Source organism: Sphaerisporangium sp. B11E5, assembly GCF_039871875.1.
In the GTDB taxonomy this organism is placed as follows: domain Bacteria; phylum Actinomycetota; class Actinomycetes; order Streptosporangiales; family Streptosporangiaceae; genus Sphaerisporangium.
In genome coordinates, this window is the sequence record NZ_JBDPMD010000070.1 from 1 (window position 1) to 26,258 (window position 26,258).

Annotated in this window: 21 protein-coding genes; 8 read left to right on the forward strand and 13 right to left on the reverse strand. The window is 72.7% G+C overall.

Features of this window, described 5'->3' with window-relative positions; all coding sequences use genetic code 11:
• Positions 1-255: 255 nt before the first annotated feature.
• The 3 genes from dop to ABGB17_RS36160 form a co-directional block, all read right to left on the reverse strand.
• On the reverse strand, positions 256-1,773 hold the full coding sequence (dop, locus tag ABGB17_RS36150) for a depupylase/deamidase Dop (protein ID WP_347638371.1): 1,518 nt from the start codon (positions 1,771-1,773) through the stop codon (positions 256-258).
• Positions 1,774-1,962: 189 nt separating this feature from the next.
• Positions 1,963-3,726, reverse strand: a complete 1,764-nt coding sequence (gene arc / locus ABGB17_RS36155; protein WP_347638373.1) for a proteasome ATPase — start codon at positions 3,724-3,726, stop codon at positions 1,963-1,965.
• A gap of 222 nt (positions 3,727-3,948) precedes the next feature.
• The gene (locus ABGB17_RS36160; RefSeq protein ID WP_347638375.1) at positions 3,949-4,809 is read right to left on the reverse strand and encodes a tRNA (adenine-N1)-methyltransferase; all 861 of its coding nucleotides are present in this window, start codon (positions 4,807-4,809) and stop codon (positions 3,949-3,951) included.
• 105 nt (positions 4,810-4,914) lie between these two features.
• On the opposite strand from ABGB17_RS36160, the gene ABGB17_RS36165 reads away from it, so the two are divergent.
• Positions 4,915-6,012 (forward strand): GNAT family N-acetyltransferase, encoded by a 1,098-nt coding sequence (locus ABGB17_RS36165; protein WP_347638377.1) that lies wholly within the window; start codon positions 4,915-4,917, stop codon positions 6,010-6,012.
• Positions 6,013-6,023: 11 nt separating this feature from the next.
• Here ABGB17_RS36165 and ABGB17_RS36170 read toward each other — a convergent pair whose 3' ends face one another.
• Positions 6,024-7,022, reverse strand: a complete 999-nt coding sequence (locus ABGB17_RS36170; protein ID WP_347638379.1) for a YbaK/EbsC family protein — start codon at positions 7,020-7,022, stop codon at positions 6,024-6,026.
• A 163-nt stretch (positions 7,023-7,185) separates the two neighbouring features.
• On the opposite strand from ABGB17_RS36170, the gene ABGB17_RS36175 reads away from it, so the two are divergent.
• Entirely contained in the window at positions 7,186-10,035 is a 2,850-nt protein-coding gene (locus tag ABGB17_RS36175; RefSeq protein ID WP_347638381.1) for a LuxR family transcriptional regulator, read from the forward strand.
• 142 nt (positions 10,036-10,177) lie between these two features.
• Here the strand turns inward: ABGB17_RS36175 and ABGB17_RS36180 are convergent, their stop codons facing one another.
• From ABGB17_RS36180 to ABGB17_RS36190, 3 genes are all read right to left on the reverse strand, one after another.
• Positions 10,178-10,462 (reverse strand): hypothetical protein, encoded by a 285-nt coding sequence (locus tag ABGB17_RS36180; protein ID WP_347638383.1) that lies wholly within the window; start codon positions 10,460-10,462, stop codon positions 10,178-10,180.
• 136 nt (positions 10,463-10,598) lie between these two features.
• On the reverse strand, positions 10,599-11,819 hold the full coding sequence (locus ABGB17_RS36185) for an aminotransferase class III-fold pyridoxal phosphate-dependent enzyme (protein WP_347638385.1): 1,221 nt from the start codon (positions 11,817-11,819) through the stop codon (positions 10,599-10,601).
• A gap of 3 nt (positions 11,820-11,822) precedes the next feature.
• Complete coding sequence (locus tag ABGB17_RS36190) at positions 11,823-12,740, reverse strand: PfkB family carbohydrate kinase (protein ID WP_347638387.1); 918 nt, start codon at positions 12,738-12,740, stop codon at positions 11,823-11,825.
• Positions 12,741-12,826: 86 nt separating this feature from the next.
• Here ABGB17_RS36190 and ABGB17_RS36195 point away from each other — a divergent pair, with 86 nt between their 5' ends.
• Entirely contained in the window at positions 12,827-13,456 is a 630-nt protein-coding gene (locus ABGB17_RS36195) for a TetR/AcrR family transcriptional regulator (RefSeq protein WP_347638389.1), read from the forward strand.
• 204 nt (positions 13,457-13,660) lie between these two features.
• Positions 13,661-14,341, forward strand: a complete 681-nt coding sequence (locus tag ABGB17_RS36200; RefSeq protein WP_347638391.1) for a class II aldolase/adducin family protein — start codon at positions 13,661-13,663, stop codon at positions 14,339-14,341.
• A 77-nt stretch (positions 14,342-14,418) separates the two neighbouring features.
• Here the strand turns inward: ABGB17_RS36200 and ABGB17_RS36205 are convergent, their stop codons facing one another.
• Positions 14,419-15,207 carry a serine/threonine-protein kinase gene (locus ABGB17_RS36205; protein WP_347638393.1) on the reverse strand — a complete coding sequence of 263 codons (789 nt, stop codon included), beginning with the start codon at positions 15,205-15,207 and terminating at the stop codon, positions 14,419-14,421.
• Between the two features lie 133 nt (positions 15,208-15,340).
• On the opposite strand from ABGB17_RS36205, the gene ABGB17_RS36210 reads away from it, so the two are divergent.
• Positions 15,341-17,320 carry a cation:proton antiporter gene (locus ABGB17_RS36210; protein WP_347638395.1) on the forward strand — a complete coding sequence of 660 codons (1,980 nt, stop codon included), beginning with the start codon at positions 15,341-15,343 and terminating at the stop codon, positions 17,318-17,320.
• Between the two features lie 49 nt (positions 17,321-17,369).
• Here ABGB17_RS36210 and ABGB17_RS36215 read toward each other — a convergent pair whose 3' ends face one another.
• The 4 genes from ABGB17_RS36215 to ABGB17_RS36230 form a co-directional block, all read right to left on the reverse strand.
• Positions 17,370-18,905: an FHA domain-containing protein gene (locus ABGB17_RS36215; RefSeq protein WP_347638397.1), complete on the reverse strand. Its 1,536-nt coding sequence runs from the start codon at positions 18,903-18,905 to the stop codon at positions 17,370-17,372.
• Positions 18,902-19,321, reverse strand: coding sequence for a hypothetical protein (locus ABGB17_RS36220; protein WP_347638399.1), 420 nt, complete (start codon positions 19,319-19,321; stop codon positions 18,902-18,904). The genes ABGB17_RS36215 and ABGB17_RS36220 overlap by 4 nt, the downstream gene beginning before the upstream one ends.
• A gap of 10 nt (positions 19,322-19,331) precedes the next feature.
• On the reverse strand, positions 19,332-20,867 hold the full coding sequence (locus ABGB17_RS36225; protein WP_347638401.1) for a hypothetical protein: 1,536 nt from the start codon (positions 20,865-20,867) through the stop codon (positions 19,332-19,334).
• Positions 20,868-21,087: 220 nt separating this feature from the next.
• Positions 21,088-22,227: a site-2 protease family protein gene (locus tag ABGB17_RS36230; RefSeq protein WP_347638403.1), complete on the reverse strand. Its 1,140-nt coding sequence runs from the start codon at positions 22,225-22,227 to the stop codon at positions 21,088-21,090.
• A gap of 113 nt (positions 22,228-22,340) precedes the next feature.
• On the opposite strand from ABGB17_RS36230, the gene ABGB17_RS36235 reads away from it, so the two are divergent.
• A complete protein-coding gene (locus ABGB17_RS36235) occupies positions 22,341-23,201 on the forward strand; it encodes a RecB family exonuclease (protein ID WP_347638405.1) in 861 nt (286 codons plus the stop codon).
• A 5-nt stretch (positions 23,202-23,206) separates the two neighbouring features.
• On the opposite strand, the gene ABGB17_RS36240 is transcribed toward ABGB17_RS36235, so the two are convergent.
• Positions 23,207-24,067: a helix-turn-helix transcriptional regulator gene (locus tag ABGB17_RS36240; protein ID WP_347638407.1), complete on the reverse strand. Its 861-nt coding sequence runs from the start codon at positions 24,065-24,067 to the stop codon at positions 23,207-23,209.
• Between the two features lie 169 nt (positions 24,068-24,236).
• On the opposite strand from ABGB17_RS36240, the gene ABGB17_RS36245 reads away from it, so the two are divergent.
• Positions 24,237-24,959 carry a HAMP domain-containing sensor histidine kinase gene (locus ABGB17_RS36245; protein ID WP_347638409.1) on the forward strand — a complete coding sequence of 241 codons (723 nt, stop codon included), beginning with the start codon at positions 24,237-24,239 and terminating at the stop codon, positions 24,957-24,959.
• A gap of 95 nt (positions 24,960-25,054) precedes the next feature.
• Positions 25,055-26,257, forward strand: a complete 1,203-nt coding sequence (locus tag ABGB17_RS36250; RefSeq protein WP_347638411.1) for a sensor histidine kinase — start codon at positions 25,055-25,057, stop codon at positions 26,255-26,257.
• Position 26,258: the final 1 nt, after the last annotated feature.

The following is a 26,258-nucleotide window of genomic DNA, read 5'->3' on the forward strand; positions in this document are numbered from 1 at the left end:
GGCTCGGTGTCCCCCGGGCTCGGCATCCCAGCGTTCAGTGTCCCCCGGGCTCGGTGTCCCCCGGGCTCGGTGTCCCCCGGGCTCGGTGTCCCCCGGGCTCGGTGTCCCCCGGGCTCGGTGTCCCCCGGGCTCGGTGTCCCCCGGGCTCGGTGTCCCCCGGGCTCGGTGTCCCCCGGGCTCGGTGTCCCCCGGGCTCGGTGTCCCCGGGCTCGGTGTCCCCCGGGCTCGGTGTCCGGCGGGTGAGGGGCCGCCGGGCTAGCGTTCGCCGGTGAGGGCGGCCACCAGGTCGGCGGCGGTGCGGCAGCGGTCGAGGAGCTCGCCGACGTGGGCCTTGGTGCCGCGCAGGGGCTCCAGGGTGGGCACCCGCTGGAGCGACTCGCGGCCGGGGATGTCGAAGATCACCGAGTCCCAGGAGGCGGCGGCCACCGACTCGCTGTACTGCCGCAGGCACCGGCCGCGGAAGTAGGCCCGGGTGTCGTTGGGCGGCAGCTCGATGGCCCGCTGCACGTCCTCCTCCGAGACCAGCCGCTGCATGCGCCCGCGAGCCACCAGGCGGTTGTACAGGCCGCGGTCGGGGCGGATGTCGGAGTACTGCAGGTCCACGAGCTGCAGCCGCGGGTGCGACCAGGCCAGGCCGTCCCTGGAGCGGTAGCCCTCCAGCAGCTCCAGCTTGGCCACCCAGTCGAGCTCCCTGGACAACTGCATGGGGTCCTCGGCGAGGCGGGTGAGCACCGACTCCCAGCGGTTCAGCACGTCCTTGGTCATGTCGTCGACGGCGCTGCCGAAGCGGTCCTCGACGTACTTGCGCGCCTGCTCCAGGTACTCCATCTGGAGCTGCACGGCGGTCATGCGCCGCCCGTCGCGCAACACGACCTCGTGCTTGCAGGTGGGGTCGTGCGAGACGGCCCGCAGCGCCGCCACCGGGCTCTCCACCGACAGGTCGACGGTGAGGAACCCGTCCTCGATCATGGCGAGCACCAGGGCGGTGGAACCCAGCTTGAGGTAGGTGGAGATCTCGGACATGTTGGCGTCGCCGATGATGACGTGCAGGCGCCGGTACTTCTCGGGGTCGGCGTGCGGCTCGTCGCGGGTGTTGATGATGGGCCGCTTGAGCGTGGTCTCCAGGCCCACCTCGACCTCGAAGAAGTCGGCCCGCTGGCTGATCTGGAAGCCCTCGCCCCGGGAGTCCTGCCCGATGCCGACCCGGCCCGCGCCGCACACCACCTGGCGGGACACGAAGAACGGCGTCAGGTGGCGCACGATGTCGGCGAACGGCGTGGCGCGCCGCATCAGGTAGTTCTCGTGGCAGCCGTAGGACGCGCCCTTGTTGTCGGTGTTGTTCTTGTAGAGCTGGATGGGAGCGTTCCCCGGCATGGCGGAGGCGCGCACCGCCGCGTCGTGCATCACCCGCTCGCCGGCCTTGTCCCAGATCACCGCCGCGCGGGGGTTGGTGCACTCGGGGGTGGAGTACTCGGGGTGCGCGTGGTCGACGTACAGCCGCGCGCCGTTGGTCAAGATGACGTTGGCCAGCCCGAGATCCTCGTCGGTGAGCTGGGTCGGGTCGGCGATCTCACGGGCCAGGTCGAAGCCGCGAGCGTCGCGGAGCGGATTCTCCTCCTCGAAGTCCCATCGGGCACGGCGCGCCCGCGCGGCCGATGCCGCGAGGTAGGCGTTGACCACCTGTGAGGAGGTCACCATCGCGTTCGCGCCCGGCTGCCCGGGTACGGAGATCCCGTACTCGGTCTCGATGCCCATCACCCGCCGTACCGTCACGCTCTCAGCCCTTCATTTGTGCTCTGTCGCACCCGGACACCGCGGTCGCGCCGCCCGTCACCACCGAGCCTAGACCGTCGCGCCGACAGCGGGTCCCGCCGGTCCGCGCGCCCCTCGACGTACCCTCCGAAGCGAACGACGGCGCGGCTCCGGGGAGGAACCACGCCGTCGCACACATTCTGTCGCGATCTAGAGGTACTGGCCGGTGTTGGCGACCGTGTCGATGGACCGCCCGGCTTCCGTGCCCTGCTTGCCCGACACAAGGGTGCGGATGTACACGATCCGCTCGCCCTTCTTGCCGGAGATGCGGGCCCAGTCGTCGGGGTTCGTGGTGTTGGGCAGGTCTTCGTTCTCGCTGAACTCGTCCACGCACGCGGCGAGCAGGTGCGAGATGCGAAGGCCCTTCTGCCCGGTCTCCAGGAACGCCTTGATGGCCATCTTCTTGCCCCGGTCGACGATGTTCTGGATCATCGCACCGGAGTTGAAGTCCTTGAAGTACAGGACCTCCTTGTCGCCGTTGGCGTAGGTGACCTCCAGGAAGCGGTTCTCCTCGCTCTCGGTGTACATGCGCTCCACGACCCGCTGGATCATGCCGGCGACGGTCGCCTCCCGCGAGGAGCTGTGCTCGCCGAGATCCTCCTCGTGCAGCGGCAGCTCGGTGGTGATGTACTTGGAGAAGATGTCCTTGGCCGCCTCGGCGTCCGGCCGCTCGATCTTGATCTTGACGTCCAGGCGGCCGGGCCGCAGGATCGCCGGGTCGATCATGTCCTCGCGGTTGGAAGCACCGATGACGATGACGTTCTCCAGGCCCTCGACGCCGTCGATCTCCGACAGCAACTGGGGGACGATGGTGTTCTCGACGTCGGAGGAGACGCCCGAGCCACGGGTACGGAAGATCGAGTCCATCTCGTCGAAGAACACGATCACCGGGGTGCCCTCGGAGGCCTTCTCCCTGGCGCGCTGGAAGACCAGGCGGATGTGCCGCTCGGTCTCACCGACGTACTTGTTGAGGAGCTCCGGACCCTTGATGTTCAGGAAGAAGCTCTTGCCGGACTGCCCGGTCTTCTCGGCCACCTGCTTGGCCAGGGAGTTGGCCACGGCCTTGGCGATGAGCGTCTTGCCACAGCCGGGCGGGCCGTAGAGCAGGACGCCCTTCGGCGGGCGCAGCTTGTGCTCGCGGAACAGGTCGGCGTGCAGGTAGGGCAGCTCGATGGCGTCCCTGATCTGCTCGATCTGCCGGGAGAGGCCGCCGATCTCCTCGTAGGAGATGTCGGGCACCTCCTCGAGCACCAACTCCTCGACCTCGGACTTCGGGATGCGTTCGTACACGTATCCCGACCGTGGCTCAAGCAACAGCGAGTCGCCCGCTCTAATGGGCTGGTCAAGGAGCGACTCGGCAAGACGGACCACACGTTCCTCGTCGGCGTGCGAGATGACCAGCGCGCGCCGGCCGTCCTCAAGGAGCTCCTTGAGCATCACGATCTCGCCGACCGTCTCGTAGCCGAGCGCCTCGACCACGTTCAGCGCCTCGTTGAGCATGACCTCCTGGCCGCGCTTCAACGAGCCGATGTCGACCGCCGGGCTGACGTTCACCCGCAGCTTGCGGCCGCCGGTGAACACCTCCACGGTGCCGTCGTCGCGGGACTCCAGGAAGACACCGAAACCGGACGGCGGTTGCGCCAGCCGGTCGACCTCCTCCTTGAGCGCGACGATCTGGTCCCTGGCCTCCTTCAGCGTGGCCACAAGCCGTTCGTTCTGGCCGGTGACAGCGGCCAGGTTGGCTTGCAGTTCATGGAGGCGTTCCTCCAGGACCCTGGCCTGCCGGGGAGACTCCGCAAGCTTGCGGCGCAACGCGGTGATCTCCTCCTGGAGGAAGGAGACCTGAGTTGTGAGGTCCGCGACCTCTCGTTCGCGCTGAGCGGCCCGTGCCTCAGCGTCATCGCGAGCTGCCACAGTCACCTCCTTCCCAGTCGAGGGCGACTACTCAAGACCCTACCTATCTCGGGGGCATCCGTAACCTGGCCGGGGAGTGTTCGTGTCATTACATCCAGTGTTCAGCATTTAATGCGTTATTGGTTCTTCATTGCTAGTAAGGAGATACCCATGTGGTTCTGTTCCCACGGCACAGGTTCGCACTTGGTTGATTCCAAAATGGACACGAGAGGTTACGGGAACTCAACTGCCTGACTCCTCCACGTATGCACCCTTCGCCGGTCGTCGGCGCCTCGGTGGCGGCGTCACGCCGTCCGCCATGCGACGTGCGGTGACGAGGAACCCCGTGTGGCCCACCATGCGATGGTCGGGCCGGACGGCGAGCCCTTCGACATGCCAGTCGCGGACCAAGGTTTCCCACGAATGCGGCTCGGTGAAACTTCCGTGATCGCGGAGCGTCTCCACCGTACGCGACAACTGGGTGGTCGTGGCGACATAGCAGCAGATCACTCCGCCGGGTGTGAGGGCCTTGGCCGCGGCGTCCACACACTCCCACGGGGCCAGCATGTCGAGGATCACCCGGTCGACGTCGGTCTCGTCGATCGAGGCCACGAGGTCGCCCACCACCAGGCGCCACTGCGGCAGGGGGCCGCCGTAGAACTTCTCGACGTTCTTGCGTGCCACCTCGGCGAAGTCCTCGCGCCGCTCGTAGGAGGTGAGCCGGCCCTCCTCCCCCACCGCGCGCAGCAGGAAACAGGCGAGCGCCCCCGAGCCCACACCGGCCTCCACCACCCGGGCGCCGGGGAACACGTCGGCCATCGCCACGATCTGGGCGGCGTCCTTGGGGTACACCACCGCCGCGCCGCGCGGCATGGACACCGCGTAGTCGCGCAGCAGATGGCGGAAGGCCAGATAGGGGGTGCCGCTCGAGGAGCGCACCACAGAGCCCTCAGGGGAGCCGATCAGGTCGTCGTGCGGGATGGACCCCTTGTGGGTGTGGAAGACACCGCCCTCCTTCAACGTCACGGTGTGACGTTTGTCCTTGGGGTCGGTGAGCTGGACCTGATCCCCGGGCCGGAACGGCCCGTGCCTGCGGAAACCCATGCGGAAAGGCTATATCTGCCGGGGACCGCCCGTGCCGCCCCGGGGAGGGCCCGCGGACCGGAATATGGTTCGCCTCGCGGGGGCCGTTCCTGGTAGCTGTTGAGGGTGTTCCCCGAAGAGGTCATTCCCGCGGGCGCGGTGGCGCTGCGCCCGCTCACCGGCGACGACGCGGCCGCGGTCGTCCGTGGCTGCAACGACCCCGGCATCGCGCGCTTCGTGCCCGGGATCCCCGTGCCCTACACCGAGGACGACTTCCAGGAGTTCCTCGCCTCCGTGCCGGGGCAGTGGGAGCGCGGCGGGCTGTGCCTCGCGATCGCGGGCGCCGCGGACGGCGGGTGGCTCGGCACGGTGTCGCTCAAACCGCCGGGGCCGCGCGGCTCGGTCGAGATCGGGTACCTCGTTGGGCCGTGGGCGCGCGGGCGGGGGGTGGCGACCGCCGCGGTCCGGGCGCTCACCGAGTGGGCGTTCGACAAGGGGGTGTACCGGGTCGAGCTGGTCACCGACCTGGACAACGCCTGGAGCCAGCGGGTGGCGATGGCGGCGGGCTTCCAGCGCGAAGGCGTGCAGCGCGGCGCCGCGCCCGCGCGCGACGGCCGGCACGACGACCTCGTGGCCTTCGCGCGGCTGGCGGTCGACTCCGGGGAGCGGCAGACGTCGTACCTGCCGGACCTGCCCGGCGGTTTCCTGTCCGACGGCGTGGTGCGGCTCGCCCCGATGACCCTCGCCGACGCCGACGACTACCAGGCCCTGGCCTGCGACCCCGACGTGCTGAAGTACAGCGTCCCGCCCGAGCCGCCGGACCGCGAGGACACCCTGCGGCGCTGCCGGTACACCACCACGTGGTGGCTGTCGGGCGAACGCGCCGAGCTCACCATCCGGGACGAGGCCACCGGCGCCTTCACCGGCCACATCCAGCTCATGAACGTCAACCCCGCCCTCGGCCAGGCCATGATCGGCTACAGCCTGAGCCCCGCCCACCGCGGCCGCGGCATCATGACCCGCGCCGTCACCCTCCTGGTCGACTGGGCCCTCACCGCCACCCCCCTCCACCGCGTCATCGCCGGCACCGCCGTGGACAACCACGCCTCCCAGCACGTCCTGCGACGCACCGGCTTCACCCGCGAAGCGCTCCTGAAGTCCCTCCTCCCCGGCCCCGACGGCACCCGTCACGACGACTACCAGTGGGCCCGCCTCCGCCCCTGAGGAGCCGGTGCTCAGGGGCGTTCGGCGGACGGGGTGGTGATGGGGGCGGTCCTGGCGCCGAGGAGGCGGATCAGGTCGGCCGGGGGGAGTTCCAGTTCCAGGCCGTGGCGGCCGCTGGCGGTGTAGACGGTGGGGTGGCGGGTGACGGCGGGGGCGACGAACGTGGGGACGCGCAGGGGAAGGCCCAAGGGGCTGAGGGTCTCGGCTCCGAGGCGGTTGAGGTCGGCGGTCGGGGCCAGGTGGGCGTCGCGGGCGCCGTGCTCGGCGGCGAGGGCCGGCAGATCGACGGTGTCGCCCACGGGGGCCACGGCCAGCACGACGTTGCCGTCGGCGTAGGCGAGGACGGCTTTGACCAGGCGTCCGGGGGGGACGCCCAGTTCGGCGGCGATCTGTTTCCGGGATTTCCCCCGGGCGGGGTCGTGGGGGTATTTATGTTGATAAAAGGTGATTCGAGCGCGGCGGAGAAGCTTCACGGCCAAAGGGTCGGGAACCCGGAGGCGTGACGGCTCCCGAATCGGTTCCCCCGCCGCCACCCGCCGGTTTCTCAGGTCACGGTATTTCGGCGTGTAGACGTACAAATAGTCGAGCAGCGCCTCCGCCAGCACCACCGCGTCCGCCGCGTCCTCGGGCGACACCCGGCCGGCACGGATGTGCGCCGCCTGGTTGCCGATCACCCGCAGCTCCTCGGCCCAGACCAGCAGCCGTCCCTCGATGAGGCCACGCCGCCGCAGTTCGCGCAGCGCGGCCGACAGCGGGACGGCCGTCACGCCGTGGTCGGCGCAGACGCCCTCCAGCAGGCGCCGCACGGTGACCACGGCCGAGGAATGGGCGCCGGCGCGCAGGCACGCCTTGGCGTCCGCGAGCTCCACGCCGAGGTGGACGGGCAACTCGCCGGCCTCGGGCCGCCCGTGCTCGGGCCACAGGACCCGGGCGGGGCGCGGGGGGCCGTCCGCGACGTCGTCGTCGAAAGAGGAGAACGGTTCCTCGGGCGCCAGTAAAAGGACGTGCATACAGACCTGGCACACCGATAATGAATACTGGGCGAGCGAAGGAGGCAGAAAGGCGCGATGCGGGCCATCTGGCTCGCATGCCAGGGTGCCACGTTCACAACGCGGGCATTCCACCAGAAATCTGGCTCCCCAGCGTTCCACAAGCGGACCATAGACGATCCGCGTGAGCACGGACAAGAACTCGCGGGAGGCGGCCATGACGATCTGGCCGTTCGCGGGCCGCCGGGACGACCTGGCGCGGCTGGTGAAGCTGGCGCACGACGGCGCGGCACGGGGCGTCGTCATCGCCGGTCCCGCCGGCGTGGGCAAGAGCAGGCTCGCGGCCGAGGTGCTGCGCACGTTCCACTCCCCCGCCCACGTCGTCATCCCCATCAGGGCGACCCGCGCGGCGGGCGGCATCCCGTACGGCGCGCTGGCCGGGCTGCTGCCGCCGCAGGCGCCGCCCGGCCTGCTCAACCCCCTGCGCTGGGCGGCGGACGCCGTGCGGGCCCACGCGGGCGGGCGCCTGGCCGTGCTCGCGGTGGACGACGCCCACCTGCTGGACGGCGCCTCGGCCGCCGCCGTCCACCACCTGGTCACCGGCGGCGCGCTGATCGTCGCGACCCTGCGCACCGGCGAGGCGGTGCCGGACGGCGTGACCGCGCTCTGGCGGGACGGGCAGGCGGCCCGGGCCGACGTCGGGCCGCTGGGTGTGGACGACATCGCCGCGGTCCTCGCCGCCGCGCTCGGCGGGCGGCCGGACGACGCCACGGTGCGGCGGCTCGCCGCGGCGTCCGAGGGGAACGCGCTGCTGCTGCACGAGCTGGTCGTCGCGGCCCGCGACTCCGGGCGGCTGCGGCCGGTGCGCGGCATGTGGCAGCTCACCGGCGAGCCGCCGCTGGCGCCCCGGCTGTCCGAGCTGGTGAGCGAGCGGGTGGCCGGGCTGTCCCCCGCGGCGGGCGCCGTACTGGAGCTGACCGCGTTCGCCGAGCCCATCGGCCTCTCCACGCTGCTCGACCTGTGCCCGCCCGAGGCGGTCGAGGAGGCCGAGCGGCGGGGCCTGGTGCGCCTGTCCCCGGACGGCAGGCGCACGGCGGTGCGCCTCGGGCACCCGCTGTACGGCGAGGTGGCCCGCACGGCCTGCCCGCCGCTGCGCCGCCGCAACCGCTACGCCGCCCTGGCCGCCGCGCTGGAACGCAGCGGCACGCGGCGCAGGGACGACCTGCTGCGCCTGACGGTGTGGCGCCTGGAGAGCGGCGCGACCGCCTCCCCCGGCCCCCTGATGTCGGCCTGCGGCCTGGCCTGGTCCGCCCACGACTATCCGCTGGCCATCCGCCTCGGCCGCGCCGCCGTGGCCGCCGGCGGCGGCGTGGACGCGGCCGTACAGCTCGCCACCGTCCTCGACTACGCCCAGTACCCCGACGAGGCCCACGCCGTGCTCACCGAGGCCGAGGCCACCCTCGCCGGCCCCCCAGGCGGGAACGATCCCACGGCGAACGGCACCACCCGGAACGGGAACGAAAGGACGGACGGCCCCGGGCCGGACCGCGAGCGGGCCGGGACGGACAGCGAGCGGGCCGGCGCGGAGGAGCACCGGGCCGACGCGGACAGCGAGCGGGTCGGGACGGACGAGCACCGGGCCGGCGCGGAGGAGCACCGGGCCGACGCGGACAGCGAGCGGGTCGGGGCGGTGACGCGGCTGGCGTTGGTGCGGGCCGGGAATCTCGCGTGGGGGATGAACCGGCTGCGGGAGGCGCTGGAGTTGCTGGACCGCACGGAGGCGGCGGTGGCGGATCCGGTGGCGCGGCGGCAGATCGCGATGCGCAGGCTCGACCTCACCGCGGGTGCGGCCAAGCCGAAGGCGGCGCTGGATCTCGGGGCGGCGCTGCTCCGGGAGACGCCGGACGGGCCGGGGCGCACGCAGACCCTCAAGGCGCAGGCGCTCGCGCTGTGCTACGCCGGGCGGACCGGTGAGGCGATCGCCATGGCCCGCCAGGCGCTGTCGGACGCCGGGTCGTGGCAGCAAGCGTTACCCGCCATGGTGTCCCCGCTGCACTCGGCGTGGGCGATGGCGGCGCTTTTCGCGGGGGACCTCGCCTCCATGGAGGAGGCGGTCGGCTCCATGGAGGCCGCGGTGGCGGCGCAGCGGGGGTGGTCGCTCGGGGAGGGCAGCCTGGCCCTGGCCAAGGGGCAGCTCGCCACGGCACGGGGACAGGTGGAGACGGCGCTCGGGGTGCTGCACGACGCGGCACACCACCCGACCGCGACCACCGTGGGCGGCTGCATGGGGGCGTACGCCGCCGCGCAGGCGCTGCTCGGGGACGCGGCGGGCGCCGAGGGCACCCTGGAGGAGGCACTCGGCCGCAACCGCGCCACGTGGACCGGCTTCACGCGGTGGGTGTCGCTGACCCGGGTGTGGATCGCCGCCGCCTACGGCGAGACCGGGGCCGCGGTGGAGCTGGCCCTGGAGTTCGCCGAGGAGTGCCGCGCGGAGGGCCTCCCGGGTTTCGAGTTCGTCGCCCTGCACGACGCCGTACGGCTCGGCGGCGCGGCGCACGCCGCGGACCGCCTGGCCGAGCTGCCCGCCCTGCACGACGGCCCCCGGGTGACGCTGGCCCGCGACCACGCCCGCGCCGCCGTCTCCGGCGACGGCGACGCCCTGCTGGCCGTCGCCACCGGCTTCCAGGACATCGGCATGACCCTGCACGCCGCCGAGGCCGCCGCCCAGGCGGCGGCACGCCTGCACCGCGCCGGCCGCACCCGCGCCGCCCTCGCCGCCACCACCCGCGCCTGGTCCCTGGCCCGCCACTGCGAAGGCGCCCGCACCCCCGCGCTCCGCGGCCTCGCCGCCCCCGACCTGACCTCCCGCCAACTGGAGGTCGCCCAGCTCGCCGCCCTGGGCCTCAGCAACCGCGACATCGCCGAGCGCCTGGTCCTGTCCATCCGCACCGTGGCCAACCACCTCGGCGCCATCTACGAACGCACCGGCGTCAACGACCGCACCGCGCTGCGCCGCTTCTTCGACACCCCCTGACCGGGGTCACGTAGAAGCGGACGCCGGCCCCCACCCGGCCCCTTCGACATCCGGCGGCCTCGGCCGATCCACCGGAAGCCCTCCTCCCCGGCTCGCGACGAGCCGCCTCCGGAAGCCCACTCCCGGCTCGCGACGAGCCGCCTCAGCCGGCCGCGGCGCGCCAGGCGTCGGCCAGCATGGCGGTGACATCGACGTCGCCGACGCCGGTGCGTTCGGTGACGCGTGCCCCTATGCGGACCTTGGCGGTGATCTCGTCGCCGCGTGCGCGCAGCCACATCTCCCACGAGGCCGCGCCCGGAGCACGGCCGAGCGCGCGGCCGATGGGCTCCAGGCGCGCCACCGCGCCGCAACCGGGACAGGTGTATCTCTCCGGCGCCGTCTGCCGGTCCACGCGGGCATGTGCCCGTGACTCCCCCTGCGATTCCATGCTCTCCGCCCTCCGAGGCCGGCCGCGGTGCCGGGCGCGCCTCGCCAATCAAGAGCACGGAGCGGGGTCCGTGATACCTCTTCAGCCCCTCGTGACTGCCGCGTCCCGCGAGGTGTCACCGGGGCCGTCAACCGGGTCAGTCGCCGCCGAACTTGGCGCGCAGGCGGGCGAAGGCGGCGTCGGTGCCCCGCAGGGCGCGGTCGATGTCGGCGTCGGTGTGGGCGGCGGACAGGAACCAGTTGTGCCAGGGGTGGAGGTAGACGCCCTCGGCCAGGCAGGCCTCGGACCAGTACATCGCCTTCTCCAGCGTGGTGTCGCCGGCGAACGACAACCACGGGATCTGGACGGGGCCGGTCTGGGCGACGGTGAAGCCGTGGGCGGCGGCCTGCGCGGCCAGGCCGTCACGCAGGCGGGTGCCCGCGCGTTCCATCAGGGCGGGGCCGTCGATGTCGCGCAACGTCTCGATGGTGGCCTTGGCGGCGGCCATGGGGACGGCGGAGAACCAGAACGAGCCGGTGGAGTACAGGGTCTGCGCGGGGCCGCGCAGGGCGTCCACGCCGGTGACGGCGGCGATGGCGTAGCCGTTGGCCATGGCCTTGCTCCACGCCGTCAGGTCGGGGCGCACGCCGAGCGGCTCCCAGGATCCGCGCAGGTCCAGCCGGAAGCCGGCCCGCACGTCGTCGATCACCAGCGCGGCGCCCAGCCGGTCGGCGAGGGCACGCAGGCCGCGGGCGAAGGCGGGGCCGGCGGGCTCCTGGTCCTCGAAGGAGTCGTGCTTGAACGGCGTGACGATGATCGCGGCGATGTCCGGGCCCGCCTCCGCCGCGGCGGCCTCGGCGCTCGCCAGGTCGTTGTAGGTGAACTCGACCAGGTCGGCGCGGTCGCTCGCGGTGGTGCCCGCGGGGCTCGGCGTGCACCAGGGGTCCGCGCCGTGGTAGGCGCCGTGCGCGACCAGCACCTTGCTGCGGCCGGTGGCGGCGCGGGCCACCATCAGGGCCTGGGTGGTGGCGTCGGTGCCGTTCTTGGAGAACATCACCCAGTCGGCCGAGGGGATCATGTCCACCATGAGTTCGGCCAGTTCCACCATGACGGGTCCGGGGCCGTTGAGGCAGTCGCCCTCGGCCCGCTGCGCGGCGGCGGCCGCCTCCACGGCGGGGTGCCGGTGGCCGAGGACCACCGGGCCCCAGCTGCACATCAGGTCCACGTACTCGCGCCCGTCGGCGTCCCACTGGCGGCAACCGTCGCCGCGCACGAAGAACTGGGGGTAGGCGGGCGCGAAGATGGCGGCGTTGAGGTGGCCGTACATGCCGCCGGGCACGACCTTGGCGGCCCGCTCGCGCAGGGATGCGTCGGACATGGGTCAGATCCTTTCGAACGAGCCGATGGTCAGGCCGTCGAGCCCGGCGTCCGAGCCGAGCCCCCCGGCCACGCGGGCCGCGACGGCGGTGCCGAGCCGGGCGGCGGCGAGCACGTCCCTGCCGTCCAGCAGCCCGGCGACGAACCCGGCGCAGTACGCGTCGCCGCAGCCGGTGGTGTCCACCACCGGCACGTCCAGCGCGGGCACCCGGGTCACGCCGTCCGCGGTGGCCACCAGGCTGCCCGCGCCGCCCAGGGTGACGATCACGGAGGTGGGGCCCTCGGCGAGCAGCGCGGCGGCGGCCGTCTCGGCGTCCGCGGCGCCGGTCATCATGAGGGCCTGTTCCTCGTTGGGCAGGAAGTGGTCGGTGAACGGCAGGAAGGCCCGGGCCGCGGGCATCAGCTCCGGCATGTTGGACAGCAGGTCCAGGGTGACGACGGTGCCGCCCGTCCGCGCGGCGCGCAGCGTCTCGTGGAAGATCGGGTCGTGCAGGCCCCAGGTCACGTCCATGCCGCCGAGGTGGACGACCCGCGCGCCGATGATGACGGCGGGGTCGACGTCGGCGGTGGACAGGCCGAGGTTGGCGCCGGGCACGTGGAACGACGGGCGGCCGCCGTCGGGGCGTATCGGCAGGATGGACGCGGCGGTCTGCTCGCCGGCCTTGCGCACGACGCCCCGGACGTCCACGCCGTGCCGTCCCATGACCATGAGGAGCAGGTCGCCGAGCTCGTCGTCACCGACGGCGCCGACGGAGGCGACCGGCACGCCGAGCTTGGCGAGGTCCACCGCCGTGGCCGCCGCCGCGCCGGCCGCGGTGACCCTGATCTGCTCCAGCAGGTGGGTGTCCTGGCCGGCCGGGATGGACTCCACGGGCCTGGCCAGCACGTCGACGATGTGTGCCCCGACGGTGACGACGGACATTGTGGCGATCCTTCGCGTTGGAGGAAGTGGCCGGATAATAGACGGGCGACCGACTAAAATGTCAAGCTCTTGCCGAGGGAGGGCGGATGCCGAAGATCGTCGACCATGAGGAACGCCGGGCGGAGGTGGTGGCCGCCGCCCGCAGGGTGATCCTGCGCGAAGGCATCGAGGGCGCCACCACCCGGGCCATCGCCAAGGAGGCGGGCTACTCCAACGGCGTGCTCACCCATTACTTCGCCGACAAGGACGAGATCCTGCTCGCGGCCCTGCGGTCCTCCCACCGGCGCATCGTGCGCCGCCTGAAGGACAAGCTGGCCGGGCGCACCGGGCTGGCCGCGCTGCGTGAGCTGCTGCTGGACAACCTGCCGCTGGACGGGGAACGGGCCGGGGAGACGGCGCTGGAGGTCGGGTTCTGGGGCCGGAGCCTCGCCGGGGGCACGCTGCTGGAGGTGCAGAGGGAGGAGGCGGCCGAGCTGCGGCACCTGGTGCGGTCCCTGCTGGGAGCCGCCGCCTCGGCCGGGGAGATCGCCGCCCATGAGGACCTGGACGACGCCACCGAGCGGCTGCTGGCGCTGGTGGACGGGCTCAGCCTGCATCGGCTGCTCTATCCGGACCGGTTGTCCCCCGAGACGCTCACGCGGCTGATGACCGGCGAGCTGGACCGGCTGGGGCGGGAGAATCCGGCCGTCGGCGGGCTCGCGGGTGAAGACAGCTGAGCTGGACCAGGAGAATTCGCTCAGCGGAGCACCGTGTCCGACATCGTGGTTCGCTCGCGGGTGAAGACCGCTGAGCTGGACCAGGAGAATTCGCTCAGCGGAGCACCGTGTCCGACATCGTGGTTCGCTCGCGGGTGAAGACGGCTGAGCTGGACCAGGAGAATGCCGACATAAGCGGTATGTCGGGAGATTGAGGGAGAGCGGATGAGGCTGGCCGACGAGCGCGCGGCGCTGTGCGACACCGGGCGGCGGATGGTGGAGACCGGGCTGGTGCTCGGGACGGCGGGGAACCTCAGCGTACGGTCGGGCGACCTGGTGACCGTGTCGCCCGGCGGGGTGGCCCTGGACGAGCTGACCCCTGCCGACTGCCCGGTGCTCGACCTGTCCGGTGAGGTGGTGGAGGGCGTCCGCGCGCCGTCGTCGGAGACGCCGATGCACCTCGCGATCTACCGGGCCGGCCCCACCGGGGCGATCGTGCACACCCATTCGTCGTACGCCGTCGTCGTGTCGGCCACCCACACGGAACTCCCGCCCATCCACTACAACGCCCTGCTGCTCGGCGGGGTGGTGCGCGTCGCCCCGTACGCCACCTACGGCACCCCCGAGCTGGCCGCCCACGTGACCGCCGCCCTGGAGGGCCGCCAGGCCGCCCTGATGCAGAACCACGGCGCCGTCGCCATCGGCCCCGGCCTGGAGCAGGCCCTCGCCGGCGCCCGCCTCCTGGAGTGGCTGTGCCAGGTCTACGTCCAGGCCAAGACGATCGGCGAACCCCGCGTCCTGTCCGAGGACGAGCTGATCGCCGTCATCGGCCGCGCCCTCCAGGGCCAGGAGACCGGCACCCGCTGGGGCCTCACCTCGTCCCCGGCCCCCGGCGACCGGCCGTAGTCACCGTTCCCGTACGGCGGCGCCGGGTTCGTCGCGCCGCGCCGGTTCTGGGGATGCCCGGGATGCCCGGGGCGGGGTCAGGTGGCCAGACGGTAGAGCTGGTCGGCCAGGGTGTGGGCGGTGGGGCGTTTGGGGTTGGGGGCCAGGCAGGTGGTGATCAGGGCGGTCAGGTCGGGCTGGAGGTCGGGGTGGAGGGACGGGGGGGTGCTGTAGATCTTGCGGAGGGTGAGCAGGGGGTCGTCGGTGGGGAGGGGGCCGTAGAGGCCCTGGCCGGTCAGGGACCAGTGGAGGGTGGCGCCCAGGGACCAGACGTCGCCGGCGGGGGAAGGTTTGTCGCCCTGGAGGATGGCGGGGTCGGTGAACTCGGCGGAGCCCAGGCCGCCCATGCCGGTGATGGTGGCGCCGGGGGTGAGGACCTGGGAGAGCCCCAGGTCGGCGAGTTTGCCGCCGTCGGCGGTCAGCAGGACGTTGCCGGGAGAGATGTCGCGGTGGATGATGCCCTCCTCGTGGAGGGCCTGGGCGGCGCGGGCGGCGCAGGCGACGGCACGCAGCACGTGTTCCCGGGTGGGGGTCTCGGCGGGGGCGGACAGGGGGCCGCCGGGGATGTACTCCATCGAGTAGTAGAAGACGCCGCCCTGCTGGCCGGCGTCGTACAGCGTCACCAGGAACGGCGAGCGCACCCGGGCGAACGCCTTCAGCTCCCGGGTGGCGCGGCGGAACGCCTCCTGCCCGGTGCCGCCGACGACCTTGACCACCACGTGGTCGGCCGACACGGGAAGCCGCGGCGGCCTGCGTGCCAGGAAGAAATCCCCATGGTTGCCGGCCCCCAGCGGCCGGACGAACTCGTAGTCGGCGATGCCGTCCACCTTCGTGTTCCCCTCCTCATGGCGCCCCCGTCCGCCGGTCCCGTCGCGACGCCCGCCCCAGTCGCGATAACGTCGCGTTGACCATTATCGGGGGTCGTGATCTAACTTTCCTCACCAACGGGAACGATGTCCGATGCTGCATGTCGATGTACTGCTCCTCGACCTCGTGATCGTGCTGGGCGCGGCCCGGCTGCTCGGCCTGCTCGCCAGGAAGATCGGCCAGCCGCCCGTGATCGGCGAGATCGTGGCCGGCATCCTGCTCGGTCCCACGCTCCTCGGCCCCTGGCTCGGCGACGATCTGTTCGGGCCGGACATCCGGCCGGCCCTGTCGGCGCTGGCCAACGTGGGCCTGGTGCTGTTCATGTTCGTGGTGGGCCTGGAGCTGGACCAGAAGCTGGTGCGCGGCAAGGGCAAGGCGGCGGCGTCCATCGCCCTCGGGTCGAGCGGCGTGCCGTTCGTGCTCGGCGTGGTGCTGGCGCTTTTCCTGATGGACGACCACGCCGAGGGCAGGACCCTGCCGTTCGTGCTGTTCCTCGGCGCCGCCATGGCGGCCACCGCGTTCCCCGTGCTGGCGCGCATCCTCACCGACAGGAAGCTGCACCGCACCACCATGGGCGGGCTCGCGCTGGCCTCCGCCGCGGTGATCGACGTGCTGGCGTGGACGGTGCTGGCCGTGGTGGTCGCCATCGCGGGCGCCGGGGAGACCACCGCGCAGTGGCAGGTGCTGCTGGCGGTGCCGTACGCGCTGGTGATGTTCCTGGTGGTGCGGCCGCTGCTGGCCCGGCTGGTGCCGGCCTTCGAGCGGGCCGGGCGGCTCACCCCGGGCCTGCTGTCGGTGGTGCTGCTCGGGTTGTTCGCCTCGGCCTGGGCCACCGAGTGGATGCACGTGCACTTCATCTTCGGAGCGTTCCTTTTCGGCGCGGTGATGCCGCGGGAGGGCGCCGACCACCTGAACCACCAGATCCTGGAGCGGCTGGAGCAGCTCGCCGTGCTGCTGCTGCTGCCGATGTTCTTCGTGGTCTCGGGCATGAACGTCAACCTGCGCACGCTGACCGTGTCCAGCCTGTGGGTGCTGCTCGCCATCCTGGCCGTCGCGATCGGCGGCAAGCTCATCGGCTCCTACGTCGGTGCGCGTCTCCAGCGGGTGCCGGGACGGCAGGCGTCCGCGCTGGCCGTGCTGCTGAACACCCGAGGGCTGACCGAGATCGTCATCTTGACCGTCGGCCTGCAGAAGGGCGTGCTGAACCCCGAGCTGTACTCGCTGATGGTGCTGATGGCGCTCCTCACGACCGCGCTGACCGCGCCCCTGCTGCGCTGGGTCTACCCGGACCGGCGCATCGCCCGCGACATCGCCGAGGCCGAGCGGGCCGCGCTCGGCACCCCCGAGGCGTACCGCGTGCTCACCGTGGTGCCCGGGGAGCCGGCCGGCGCCGCGCCGCTCGCCGGGCTCGCGGCGGCGCTGGCGTCCCCGCACGCGCCGGCGGAGGTCGTGCTCGGGCACCTGCGGCCGTACCCGCCGGGCCGCCTGGAGGTGGGCATCGGGTTGTGGTCGGAGCTGACCGAGATGACCGACGCGCTCGCCGGGCTGGAGACGATGGCGGCGAAGGTGCGTGAGCGCGGCGTCGAGGCCCGCGTGGTGAGCCGGTTCTCCGCGGACGTCCCGGCCGAGCTGCCGGGCATGGTGGAGAGCGCCGGGCCCGCCCTGGTGCTGATCCCCGAGGACGCCCCGGGACGCGAGGGCCTGCTCGCCGAGGCGACCTGCCGCGTGGTGACGGTGCTGCCGGGGGCGTACGAGGCGCTGGAGGACGGCGGCCCGGTCGCGGTGCTGCACGCCGCGGGCGACGCCGCGGCGCACGTGGCGCTGGAGCTGGCCCTCGCCGCCGGACGCCCGCTCGTGGTGCTCAGCCGGGGCCGGGGCCTCTCCCTCGCCCAGCGGCTGTCGAAGCTCGGCCTGGACGTCACCTCGGCCGTCGAGCCGCCGGCGGGCGCGCTGCTGGTGGTCCCCGACGACGGCGCGCCGCCGGCCGGGGCGCATCTGCTGGTCCGGGCCGAGCAGGACGCCGACCCGGTCGACTGGGAGTCGGCCGTCCCGGCCCGCGCGCAGAGCTCCTGACCCCGTCCCGCGTGCCTGGCGGATCACCCGCCAGGCACGCGGCGGAGGTTCAGGCGTTGCGGTGGGATTCGTAGCGCATGGTGCGCGAGACGCCGATGCGGACCGTGGTGCCCGGCAGGACGGGCACGGGCTCGTTCGGGGGGATGTCGTAGAAGTTGGGGTCGCCGGGGGGCTGCACCTGGGTGCCGTTGACGGAGCCGAGGTCGATGAGGTTGACGTCCCAGCCGTCGAGGCGCACCCGCAGGTGGCGGCGGGAGACCGAGCCGTCGGGGCTGGTCACCCTGGCCGGGCGGGCCTCGCCGGAGGTGACCTCCGGGGCGCGCTCGGGGTCGCGGCCAAGCAGGTAGTCGGTCTCCAGGTTCAGCGTCATGCCGTCGTCGAGGAGCAGCACGCCGAGCGGCGGCCGTTCCCCCTTGTACGGCACCAGCGTGCGCTGCACCAGCGCGATGCCGCAGACGGCGCAGTAGGGCACCCGGGGGTCGTTGAAGTGGTCGTTCTTGCAGTCGACGCCGTACACCATGGGGCGGCTCGGCGGCTCGGGGGCCTGGCCGAGCTCGGTGGGCTCCAGCATCGACTCGGAGTCGCCGTCGTCGCCGGGCTGGTCGATCAGGAGGAACGACTCGAAGCCGGGCGACTCGCCCCGCTGCTCGCCGGAGCCGCCGTCACCCGAGCCGGACATGCCGTCGGGGTCGGTGAGCACACCGGGGCCGTGGTCGTACTCCGGCGGCGCCGTGTGCTCGTGCGGGGGGGCCTGGTGGCCGGAGGGCTCCGCCGGGCGGGGCGGCTCGTACTCCGGCGGCGCCATGTGCTCGGGCGCGGGCCCGCCCGGCTGGGGGCCGGAGGCGTAGGGGGCGGGGCCCTGCGGCCCGGAGGGGTACGGAGCGGGGCCCTGCGGTCCGGTGCCGGGGCCGTGCGGCGGGGGGCCGGGGACGTGCGGGGCGGGGCCGGGGCCGGGCAGGTGCGGCGCGGGACCCGGGCCGTGCGGGCCGGGGCCGTGCGGCGCGGGGCCCTGCGGGCCGGCCCCCTGGGGGATCGGCCCGGACGGGTGCGGCGCGGGGGCGGCGGCGCGGCCGGAGTGGGCCGGCGCGGGACCGGGGGGAAGCGGGGCGCCGGAGGAGTCGTAGTCGCACACGACGCCGCCGCCGGCCACCACCCCGGAGTCCAGCCGGGCGTGGGCGAACGGCCGGCCCGCACCGGGCAGGCGCAGCTCCACCCGGGACACCGGGCCGCGCACCATGCGGTCGGTCCAGGTCAGGGCGTCGGTGCCGTCGAGGCGAACCTCCCCGCCCGGCCCGGCCGCCACGGCCTGGGCGTCCCCGCTGACCAGCACGGCCACACCGTCGCCGGCACGGCCGGCAAGGGCGCAGGCGATCGGCTCGGCCGTCATCGAACGCGCGAGGATCTGGGCGGCGCGGCGGGCCAGCGCCCGCCCGTCCCCACCTGTCGCCGCGGTCTCCTCGACCGCGGCGAGCAACTCCTCGGCGACGGCGCCGGCCGCGTCGCACACCAGCAGCAGGCCGCCCACATGGGCGATCAGCCCGTCGCCGGGTAGCGGACGCACCACACCCACGCCTTGCTCCGTCACAGAACTCTCCCTCCCCGGAAACGCCAGCGGATGAACGGCACCCGCATGGGCCCGTTGGCCACGAGCCACATGGCCCCCCAGACCAGGATGAACTGAATCCAGAACGCCGAAGCGGGTGGGGCCGGATCGATAATGCTGATGGCACCGGACCGTAGCAAAAAGAACAGCAGAAGTCCTTCCGGCACAAGCGTCAACAATCCAAACGACGTCGGCCAGTCCTTCTCCCACCGGAACTGCATGAGGAAGTGGTAGAGGAGCTCCCACAGCACGCCGATCAGGCCCACGGCCACCAGGACCAGCAGGCCCGTGCCGAGGTCGCCGCCCAGCAGCGGGACGACGATCAGCGTGACCAGCACCCCCACCGTGGCGAGCAGGAAGAACCGCGTCTGGATGCGGCCGATCAGGGTCGGAACCACGGTCGTCTCCTTAGACGGGCTTGTTGAGCGCCCACTTGAGCCACTGGGACGTGGAGCGCGCCGGGCCCATGCGGCGGCAGAAGCCGCGCCTCGCCAGGTCGTCGGCGATCTCCTGGGCGGCGATCTGCAGGCCGAGGAAGGTGTCCACCCCGGGGAAGTAGCCGCCGAGCGTGGCCGAGCCGGACGCGTACAGCGCCCCGTCGCCGCTGGCCGTCCCCTTGACCTCGAAGTGCCGCTCGACCTCCAGCCGCCCGACCGGGTTGCGGTAGGCGCCGCCGTGCTTGAGCAGATCGTCGAAGATCCGGTGCTCGGCGATGTCGGCCTCGAGACCCGTGCAGTCGATGATGTAGTCCGACACCGGCTGGCGGATGGTGCCGTCGCCGCTGCGCACGTGGCTGAGCAACCGCCCGTCCTCGGTGGGCTCGACCTTCTCGACGACGCCCTGCACGGCGTGGTAGTACCCGCCGCCGCGCCCGTCGCGCATCTGCTCCTGCCAGCGCCGCCGCTTCGGGGTGTTGGTGCCGCCCATCTCCTTGTACTTCCTGGCGCGGTCGGCCCCCTCCAGCTTGCGCATCTCCGCCTTGAGCTGGCCGCCCCACACGGACTTCGGGTAGTTGAAGCCCTGGTACGCCCAGCCGTCGCCGCCGCGGCGCCGCATCCAGATGTGCGGGCCGTGCGAACCGCTGATGAACGTGCGGAAGATGTGGATGATCTGGGTCTTCAGCCCGAACCGCTCGCGGTCGTCGAACAGGCGCTGCAGCACCCGGGACGCGACGATGCCGCCGCCGCGGATCACGACCGTGCCCGGCCGGGTCTTCAGGAACTCGTACACCTGCTCGTGCGGCTCGTAGGCGTTCACCACGTGCTGGTAGTCGCCGTACTTCTGGCGGAACTCCTGCAGGTCGGGCAGGAACTTCAGCCCCGGGTAGCCGATGGCGATGTGCGCGAAGCGGGACCGGAACACGATGCGCTTGGTGGCCGAGGCGCCCTCGGGCGGGGTGACCACCGTGAAGTAGCCGCCGCCGTGCCTGCGGCGCACCATGCGGACCTGGCCCTTGACGAGCATGTCCCAGTAGTTGATGCGCCGGGCCTCACGCTCCAGGTGCCGGAAGACCGTGCCGGCCCGGGGCGTCCAGTAGTCGTTGAGTATCGGCTCGGTGAACAGCTGCCAGAGGTAGGAGATCTTCTTCTCCCGCCAGGCCTCCTCCACGCCGTACGACGGGAAGCCCCAGATGTTGTCGGGGCGGGAGGCGGAGTCCGAGCGGATGCGCTCGGGCCTTGGGATCTGCGAGCACCGCGTGAGGAACTCGTAGGTCTGCCAAGGATGGTCGATGTTGGAGACGACCCGCATCTGCGAGGTGGGCACCCCGTAGATCCTCAGGTAGTCAAGCGTGACGAACGACCCGATGCCCCCGCCGATGGTCAGGAAGGGGATGTCGTACATCGGGATTCCGGCCGCCGCGACCATCTGGTCGCTCCACTGGGGGGCGGCCAAGAGCTCCGGCGTCAGGTCGCCGGGCGTCGGGGGTGTTTGTGGCGTGGCCAAAGCGAACGTTCCTACTCTACGAGGCCGTGATCGGCTTGATCGGAACAGTAGTCTCGGCACGCGCCGCTGACGAGTGGGACAAAAGAGCCCGAACTCTCCCCCGCGCCCCCGCTCCCCACCGCGCGTGCCACAGATCAGACGCCCGATCGGCGCCCTGAGTTGGCCGCGCCGCCCGGACCGGCCATTACGGATCCGTGACGGCCGTCCCGCCGGGGCCGGCTCAGACCCCGGTGAACACCTTGTTGACGTCCGCGGTGACGAGCACGCCGTAGATCCCGCCGCCCTCGCGCTCCACGAGGAGGTACTCCCCGGAAGGGGAGCCGCGCATGGCGTCGAGCAGGGCCTCGCCCGACAGGTCGGCGGGCAGCACCAGGGACGGCTCCAGGGTGCGGGCCAGTGACCCGACGGTCACCCACGGGCGCCGCTGCTCGGGTGTGGCCGTCACCGCGGCCTCGTTGACGATGGCGATGGGGGTGCCCTCGTGGTCGACCACCACCATGGCGCCCGCCTGGGCCTGCCGCGCCCGGCGCATGGCCTCGGCCAGCGGCACCTCGGCGGTCACCGGGATGGCCCGCCGGGCCAGCGAGCGGGCCTGGAGCTGCGGCATGCGGGCGCGCACCCGGGCCACCCGCAGCGACTGGCTGGCACCGATCCAGATGAAGGAGGCCAGCAGCACCGACCACAGCAGCAGGCTCCAGCTCGTCTCCTGCCCGCTCATCGCCGGCGCCGCGAGCGCGTACAGCACCAGGACGACGGCGAGGCCCCGGCCGAACCACGCGGCGGCCAGTGTGCCCTTGCCGCTGTCACGGGTGAGCTTCCACACGCCGGCGCGCAGCATGCGGCCGCCGTCAAGCGGCAGGCCGGGCAGCAGGTTGAACACCCCGACGATCAGGTTGGAGATCCACAGTTGCCAGACCAGCACGTGCGGGATGGTGCCCATGGGCAGCAGGGTGCTGGCGACGTACCCCACGGCGGCGAGGCCGAGGGACAGCAGCGGGCCGGCGAACGCGACCAGGAACTCCCGGGAGGGGGTCTCGGGCTCGCGCTCGATCTCCGAGACGCCGCCGAGCAGGTACAGCGTGATGCGCTTGACCGGCAGGCCGAAGTACCGGGCCACCACACAGTGGGCCAGTTCGTGCAGCAGCACCGAGACGTAGAGGAAGACGGCGAAGACGAAGGCCACCAGGTAGGTGACCACGGTGTCCCGGTCGGGCAGCTCCATGGCCACCATGGGCTGGAACGTGTACGTGATGAACGCCGCGACGATCAACCAGGTCGGCGAGACGTAGACGGGGATGCCGAACGGGCGCCCCATGCGCAGCCCCGGGGACTCAGGCCGTTGCGGGGTCTGGGTGCTCATGATGGTCTGTGTTCCTCCTTGTGCTCGATGCTACGCGCCCGAAGCGCATGATCAGCCGTCCGGACCGAGGCGAAGGACGTGAAGTGTCGGCACACTGCCCTACAGTTTCGAGGATGAGCATCACGGAGCCGCCGGCGGTGGTCGGCAGTCTGTCCCCCTCCCGGGCCGGCGACTACATGACGTGCCCCTTGCTCTACCGCTTCCGGGTGATCGACCGCCTGCCCGAGAAGCCCTCCCCCGCCGCCGTGCGCGGCACCCTGGTGCACGCGGTGCTGGAGCGGCTGTACGACCTGCCGCCGGGTGAGCGCACCGTCGCGGCGGCGCAGGCCCTGCTGGACCCGCAGTGGGCGCGGCTGCTCGGCGAGACCCCCGAGTACGCCTCGCTGTTCACCGACGACGCCGAGCGCGAGCAGTGGCTCGCCCAGGCCCGGCAGATGGTGGAGCGCTACTTCGCCCTGGAGGACCCGAACCGGCTGCAGCCCGCCCAGCGCGAGCTGTACGTCGAGGCGGTGCTGGACAGCGGGCTGATGCTGCGCGGCTACATCGACCGGCTGGACGTCGCGCCGTCGGGGGACGTGCGGGTGGTCGACTACAAGACCGGCAGCGCGCCGGGGCGCGATTTCGAGGCCAAGGCGCTGTTCCAGATGAAGTTCTACGCCCTGGTGCTGTGGCGGCTGCACGGCACCGTCCCGCGTCTCCTGCAGTTGATGTACCTCGGCAACGGCGAGGTGCTGCGGTACGCCCCGGACGAGGCCGACCTGCGGGCCACCGAGCGCAAGGTGCAGGCCCTGTGGGAGGCCATCGAGCGGTCGCTCACCACCCGCGAGTGGCGGGCCCGCCGCAGCCGCCTGTGCGACTGGTGCGATCACCAGGCCATCTGCCCGGAGTGGGGCGGCACTCCCCCGCCCGTGCCGGACCGCCGTCCCGGCGACACCGTGCGGGGCGCCCGCCGCGCCGCCACCGACGAGTTGTGACCCCGCTACGAGCCGTTGTGCCCGCACGTCCGCTCGGCGAGGCCGCGCAGGGCCCTGTCCGAGGGGGAGCCGGGCTCGACGCTGTAGAGCAGCAGGGTCTGGTCGGGCTCGGCCGGCAGCGACATCGCCTGGTAGGTCAGCGTCATGGTGCCCACCGCCGGGTGGCGGTAGCGCTTGACGCCCACGAGGAGCTCGGTGACGTCGTGCCTCGCCCACATGCGGGCGAACTCCGGGCTGCCGGCCAGCAGGTCGTGGACGAGCTGGTGCATCAGCGGGTCGTCCGGGCGGCGGCCGGCCTCGAACTGCAGGGTCGCGGCGACCTCGGCGGCCACCGCCTCCCAGTCGGGGTAGATGTCCCGCACGCGGCCGTCGAGGAACATCAGCCGCGCGAGGTTCCGCTCGGACGCCGGCCGGCCCGTGAGGTCGATGCCGTGGTACAGCTCGCGGCCGAGGCGGTTGACGGCGAGCAGGTCGGTGCGGCGGCCGAGGATCATGGCGGGCACTCCCCCGCGTTCCAGCATGCCGAGCAGTTGCCAGGTCTCCGGCCTGACCCGCTGCGGCGGGATGCTCTTCTTCGCGGTGGGCCGTTGGGCGGAGAGGTTGGCCAGGTGGACGCGCTCGGTGCAGTCGAGGCGCAGCGCGCGGGCGATGGCGTCGAGCACGACCGGCGAGACGTTGCCGCAGCGGCCCTGCTCCAGCCGGGTGTAGTAGTCGACGCTGACCCCGGCCAGGTGCGCGAGCTCCTCACGGCGCAGGCCGGGCACGCGGCGCCGCCCGGGCACGACCGGGCCGCCCGTGTGCTCCGGGGTCAGCCGGGCGCGGCGGGAACGAAGGAAATCACCCAGCGTGATGGCGGGATTAGCCATACGTCCGGCATATCCGCTTTGCGGTTATATGTAGCTCGCTAAATGGTTAAGAGTGGGACTCGCCATCCCCCTACGGACAGGGCGAGGTAGAAGCCCCCTCATGGCCGCGTGGCGTGGTTGCCTGGAAGGCATACATACCCGGGTCCGCGATGAGGGAGGAATGGCCACCATGAGCACCGTGACCGCGTGGCGCGAGACGCCAGAGGCTTCCCGTGCCGTCCGGAACACCTCGGACGGGGCGGCACCCGGCCGCTCGGAGCAGGGACGGCAGGCGTGCACGCTTGACGAGGAACGGCGGCAGTTCGCCTCGGACGCCGCGCACCGGTTGCGGACCCCCCTTGCCGGGCTGCGCGCCGAATTGGAGGAGGCCGGGCTGCACCCCGGCGAGACCGATCTTTACGACTTGGTCAAGCGGACGTTGCGCGCCGTGGACCGGCTGGAGGAGGCCGTCGCGGAGCTCGGAGGGATCGGCGAGGTGTCCCGCGCGGACGAACGGGAGCGGGTCGACCTCGGGCGGCTGGCCCGCGAGGAGACCGCCCGCCGGCCCGACCGGGGCATGGTGCGCCTGGCGCTGGTACCTGGAGTGGCCGCCGACGCCTGCCACGCGGAGCTGCGCCGGGTGTTCACCGTCCTGCTGGACGGCGCGCGGGACCGGTCCGAGGGCATGGTGCTCGTGGAGGTGCGCCGCGACGGCCCGGCCGCCGTCCTGATGGTGACGGCGGGGCCGCCGACCGCCCCCGCGCGGGCCTTCACCCGCCTGGACACCGCCGGCGGCGGGGGCCGCCTCGGCCTGTCGGTCGCCCACGCCTTCGCCCGCGTGCACGACGGGCGCCTGGACGTCCACGGCACGGCGTCGTTCACCCTGCGGCTCCCTGCGGCTCCCGGCCGGTAAGCGCTGTCCGGGGCTCGTCCGCTCGTCCGGGAGGAGGAGGGCCATATCCGCCTGTGGAAGGGTGGGTGCCGGGATGGGAGTCCTAAATTGAGAGGGTGCGTACGAGCCCCCGTGATGTGCGGTCCTGGTGGAGAGCCCACCCCCTGATCGGTGACTCCCTCATGGCGGCGCTCGTGGCGGGCATGTCGATCACGCTGGTCCTCCTCGCCCGGCGGTACGGCCTGGCCGGCGCGGAGGGGCACCGTCCGCCGGACGCCGTGAGCCTCACGCTGATCACGCTCGGCTGCCTGACCCTCGCGGGGCGGCGCGCGTGGCCGCTGGTGCTGCTGTGCGTGGCCGAGGTGCAGCAGGTCGTCCTGGCGGCGCTGGACTACGACGGCGGCGTCACCAGGCTGGCGTCGCTCATCCTGCTGTACAGCGTGGCGGCCTACCGGGGGCTGGCGCTGAGCCTCGCGGCGGCGGGGGCGGCCCTGCTGGGGTACGCCACCGCCCTCGGGGTGTCCGGCAACCCGCGGGAGTGGACCCAGCACGCCCTGGCCTTCGTGATGGCGGTGACGGTCTGGGTGGTCGGGCGGTCGGTGCGCCTGCGCCGGGCCTACCTCGCCGAACTGGTGGACCGCGCCGAACGGCTGGAGCGGGCCAGGGACGCCGACACCCGGGCCGCCCGCGCGGAGGAGCGGTCCCGCATCGCCCGTGAGCTGCACGACGTCGTCGCCCACCACGTGAGCGTGATGACGGTGCAGGCCGCCGCCGCCCGCAAGGTACTCGACACCCGTCCCGAGGCGGCCAAGGACGCGCTGGTGGCCATCGAGGAGATGGGCAGGACGGCGATGCGCGAGATGCGCGGCATCGTCGGCGTCCTGCGCACCGACGGCGACACCGGCGAGCTGACCCCGCAACCCGGCATGGTGGACCTGCCCGGCCTGGTGGACCAGATGCGCGAGGCCGGCCTGCGCGCCCAGCTCTGGGTGGAGGGCGACCAGCGCCCCCTGCCCCCCGGCATCGACCTGGCCGCCTACCGCCTGGTCCAGGAGGCCCTGACCAACAGCCTGCGCCACGCGGGCCCCGCGGCCCGCGCGTGGGTGACGGTCCGCCACGAGCCGTCCGGCCTGACCGTCCACGTGGAGGACGACGGCCGCGGCGGGCCCGGCGCGTTCACCCGGGGTCCCGACGACCGCCCCGGCCACGGCCTGGTCGGCATACGCGAGCGTGTCGCCCTTTATGGTGGAATCCTACGAATCGGCCCGCGTCAGGGAGGCGGATTCGAGGTCCGTGCCCGTTTCCCCCTCAAGGACTGAC

Coding starts and splice junctions, on each gene's coding strand:
- ABGB17_RS36180 (WP_347638383.1), bottom strand. CDS start 10,462: ATGGAATCGCAGGGGGAGTCACGGGCACATGCCCGCGTGGACCGGCAG.
- ABGB17_RS36235 (WP_347638405.1), top strand. CDS start 22,341: ATGAGCATCACGGAGCCGCCGGCGGTGGTCGGCAGTCTGTCCCCCTCC.
- ABGB17_RS36210 (WP_347638395.1), top strand. CDS start 15,341: ATGCTGCATGTCGATGTACTGCTCCTCGACCTCGTGATCGTGCTGGGC.
- ABGB17_RS36185 (WP_347638385.1), bottom strand. CDS start 11,819: ATGTCCGACGCATCCCTGCGCGAGCGGGCCGCCAAGGTCGTGCCCGGC.
- ABGB17_RS36195 (WP_347638389.1), top strand. CDS start 12,827: ATGCCGAAGATCGTCGACCATGAGGAACGCCGGGCGGAGGTGGTGGCC.
- ABGB17_RS36190 (WP_347638387.1), bottom strand. CDS start 12,740: ATGTCCGTCGTCACCGTCGGGGCACACATCGTCGACGTGCTGGCCAGG.
- ABGB17_RS36230 (WP_347638403.1), bottom strand. CDS start 22,227: ATGAGCACCCAGACCCCGCAACGGCCTGAGTCCCCGGGGCTGCGCATG.
- ABGB17_RS36160 (WP_347638375.1), bottom strand. CDS start 4,809: ATGGGTTTCCGCAGGCACGGGCCGTTCCGGCCCGGGGATCAGGTCCAG.
- ABGB17_RS36170 (WP_347638379.1), bottom strand. CDS start 7,022: ATGCACGTCCTTTTACTGGCGCCCGAGGAACCGTTCTCCTCTTTCGAC.
- ABGB17_RS36245 (WP_347638409.1), top strand. CDS start 24,237: ATGAGCACCGTGACCGCGTGGCGCGAGACGCCAGAGGCTTCCCGTGCC.
- ABGB17_RS36240 (WP_347638407.1), bottom strand. CDS start 24,067: ATGGCTAATCCCGCCATCACGCTGGGTGATTTCCTTCGTTCCCGCCGC.
- ABGB17_RS36200 (WP_347638391.1), top strand. CDS start 13,661: ATGAGGCTGGCCGACGAGCGCGCGGCGCTGTGCGACACCGGGCGGCGG.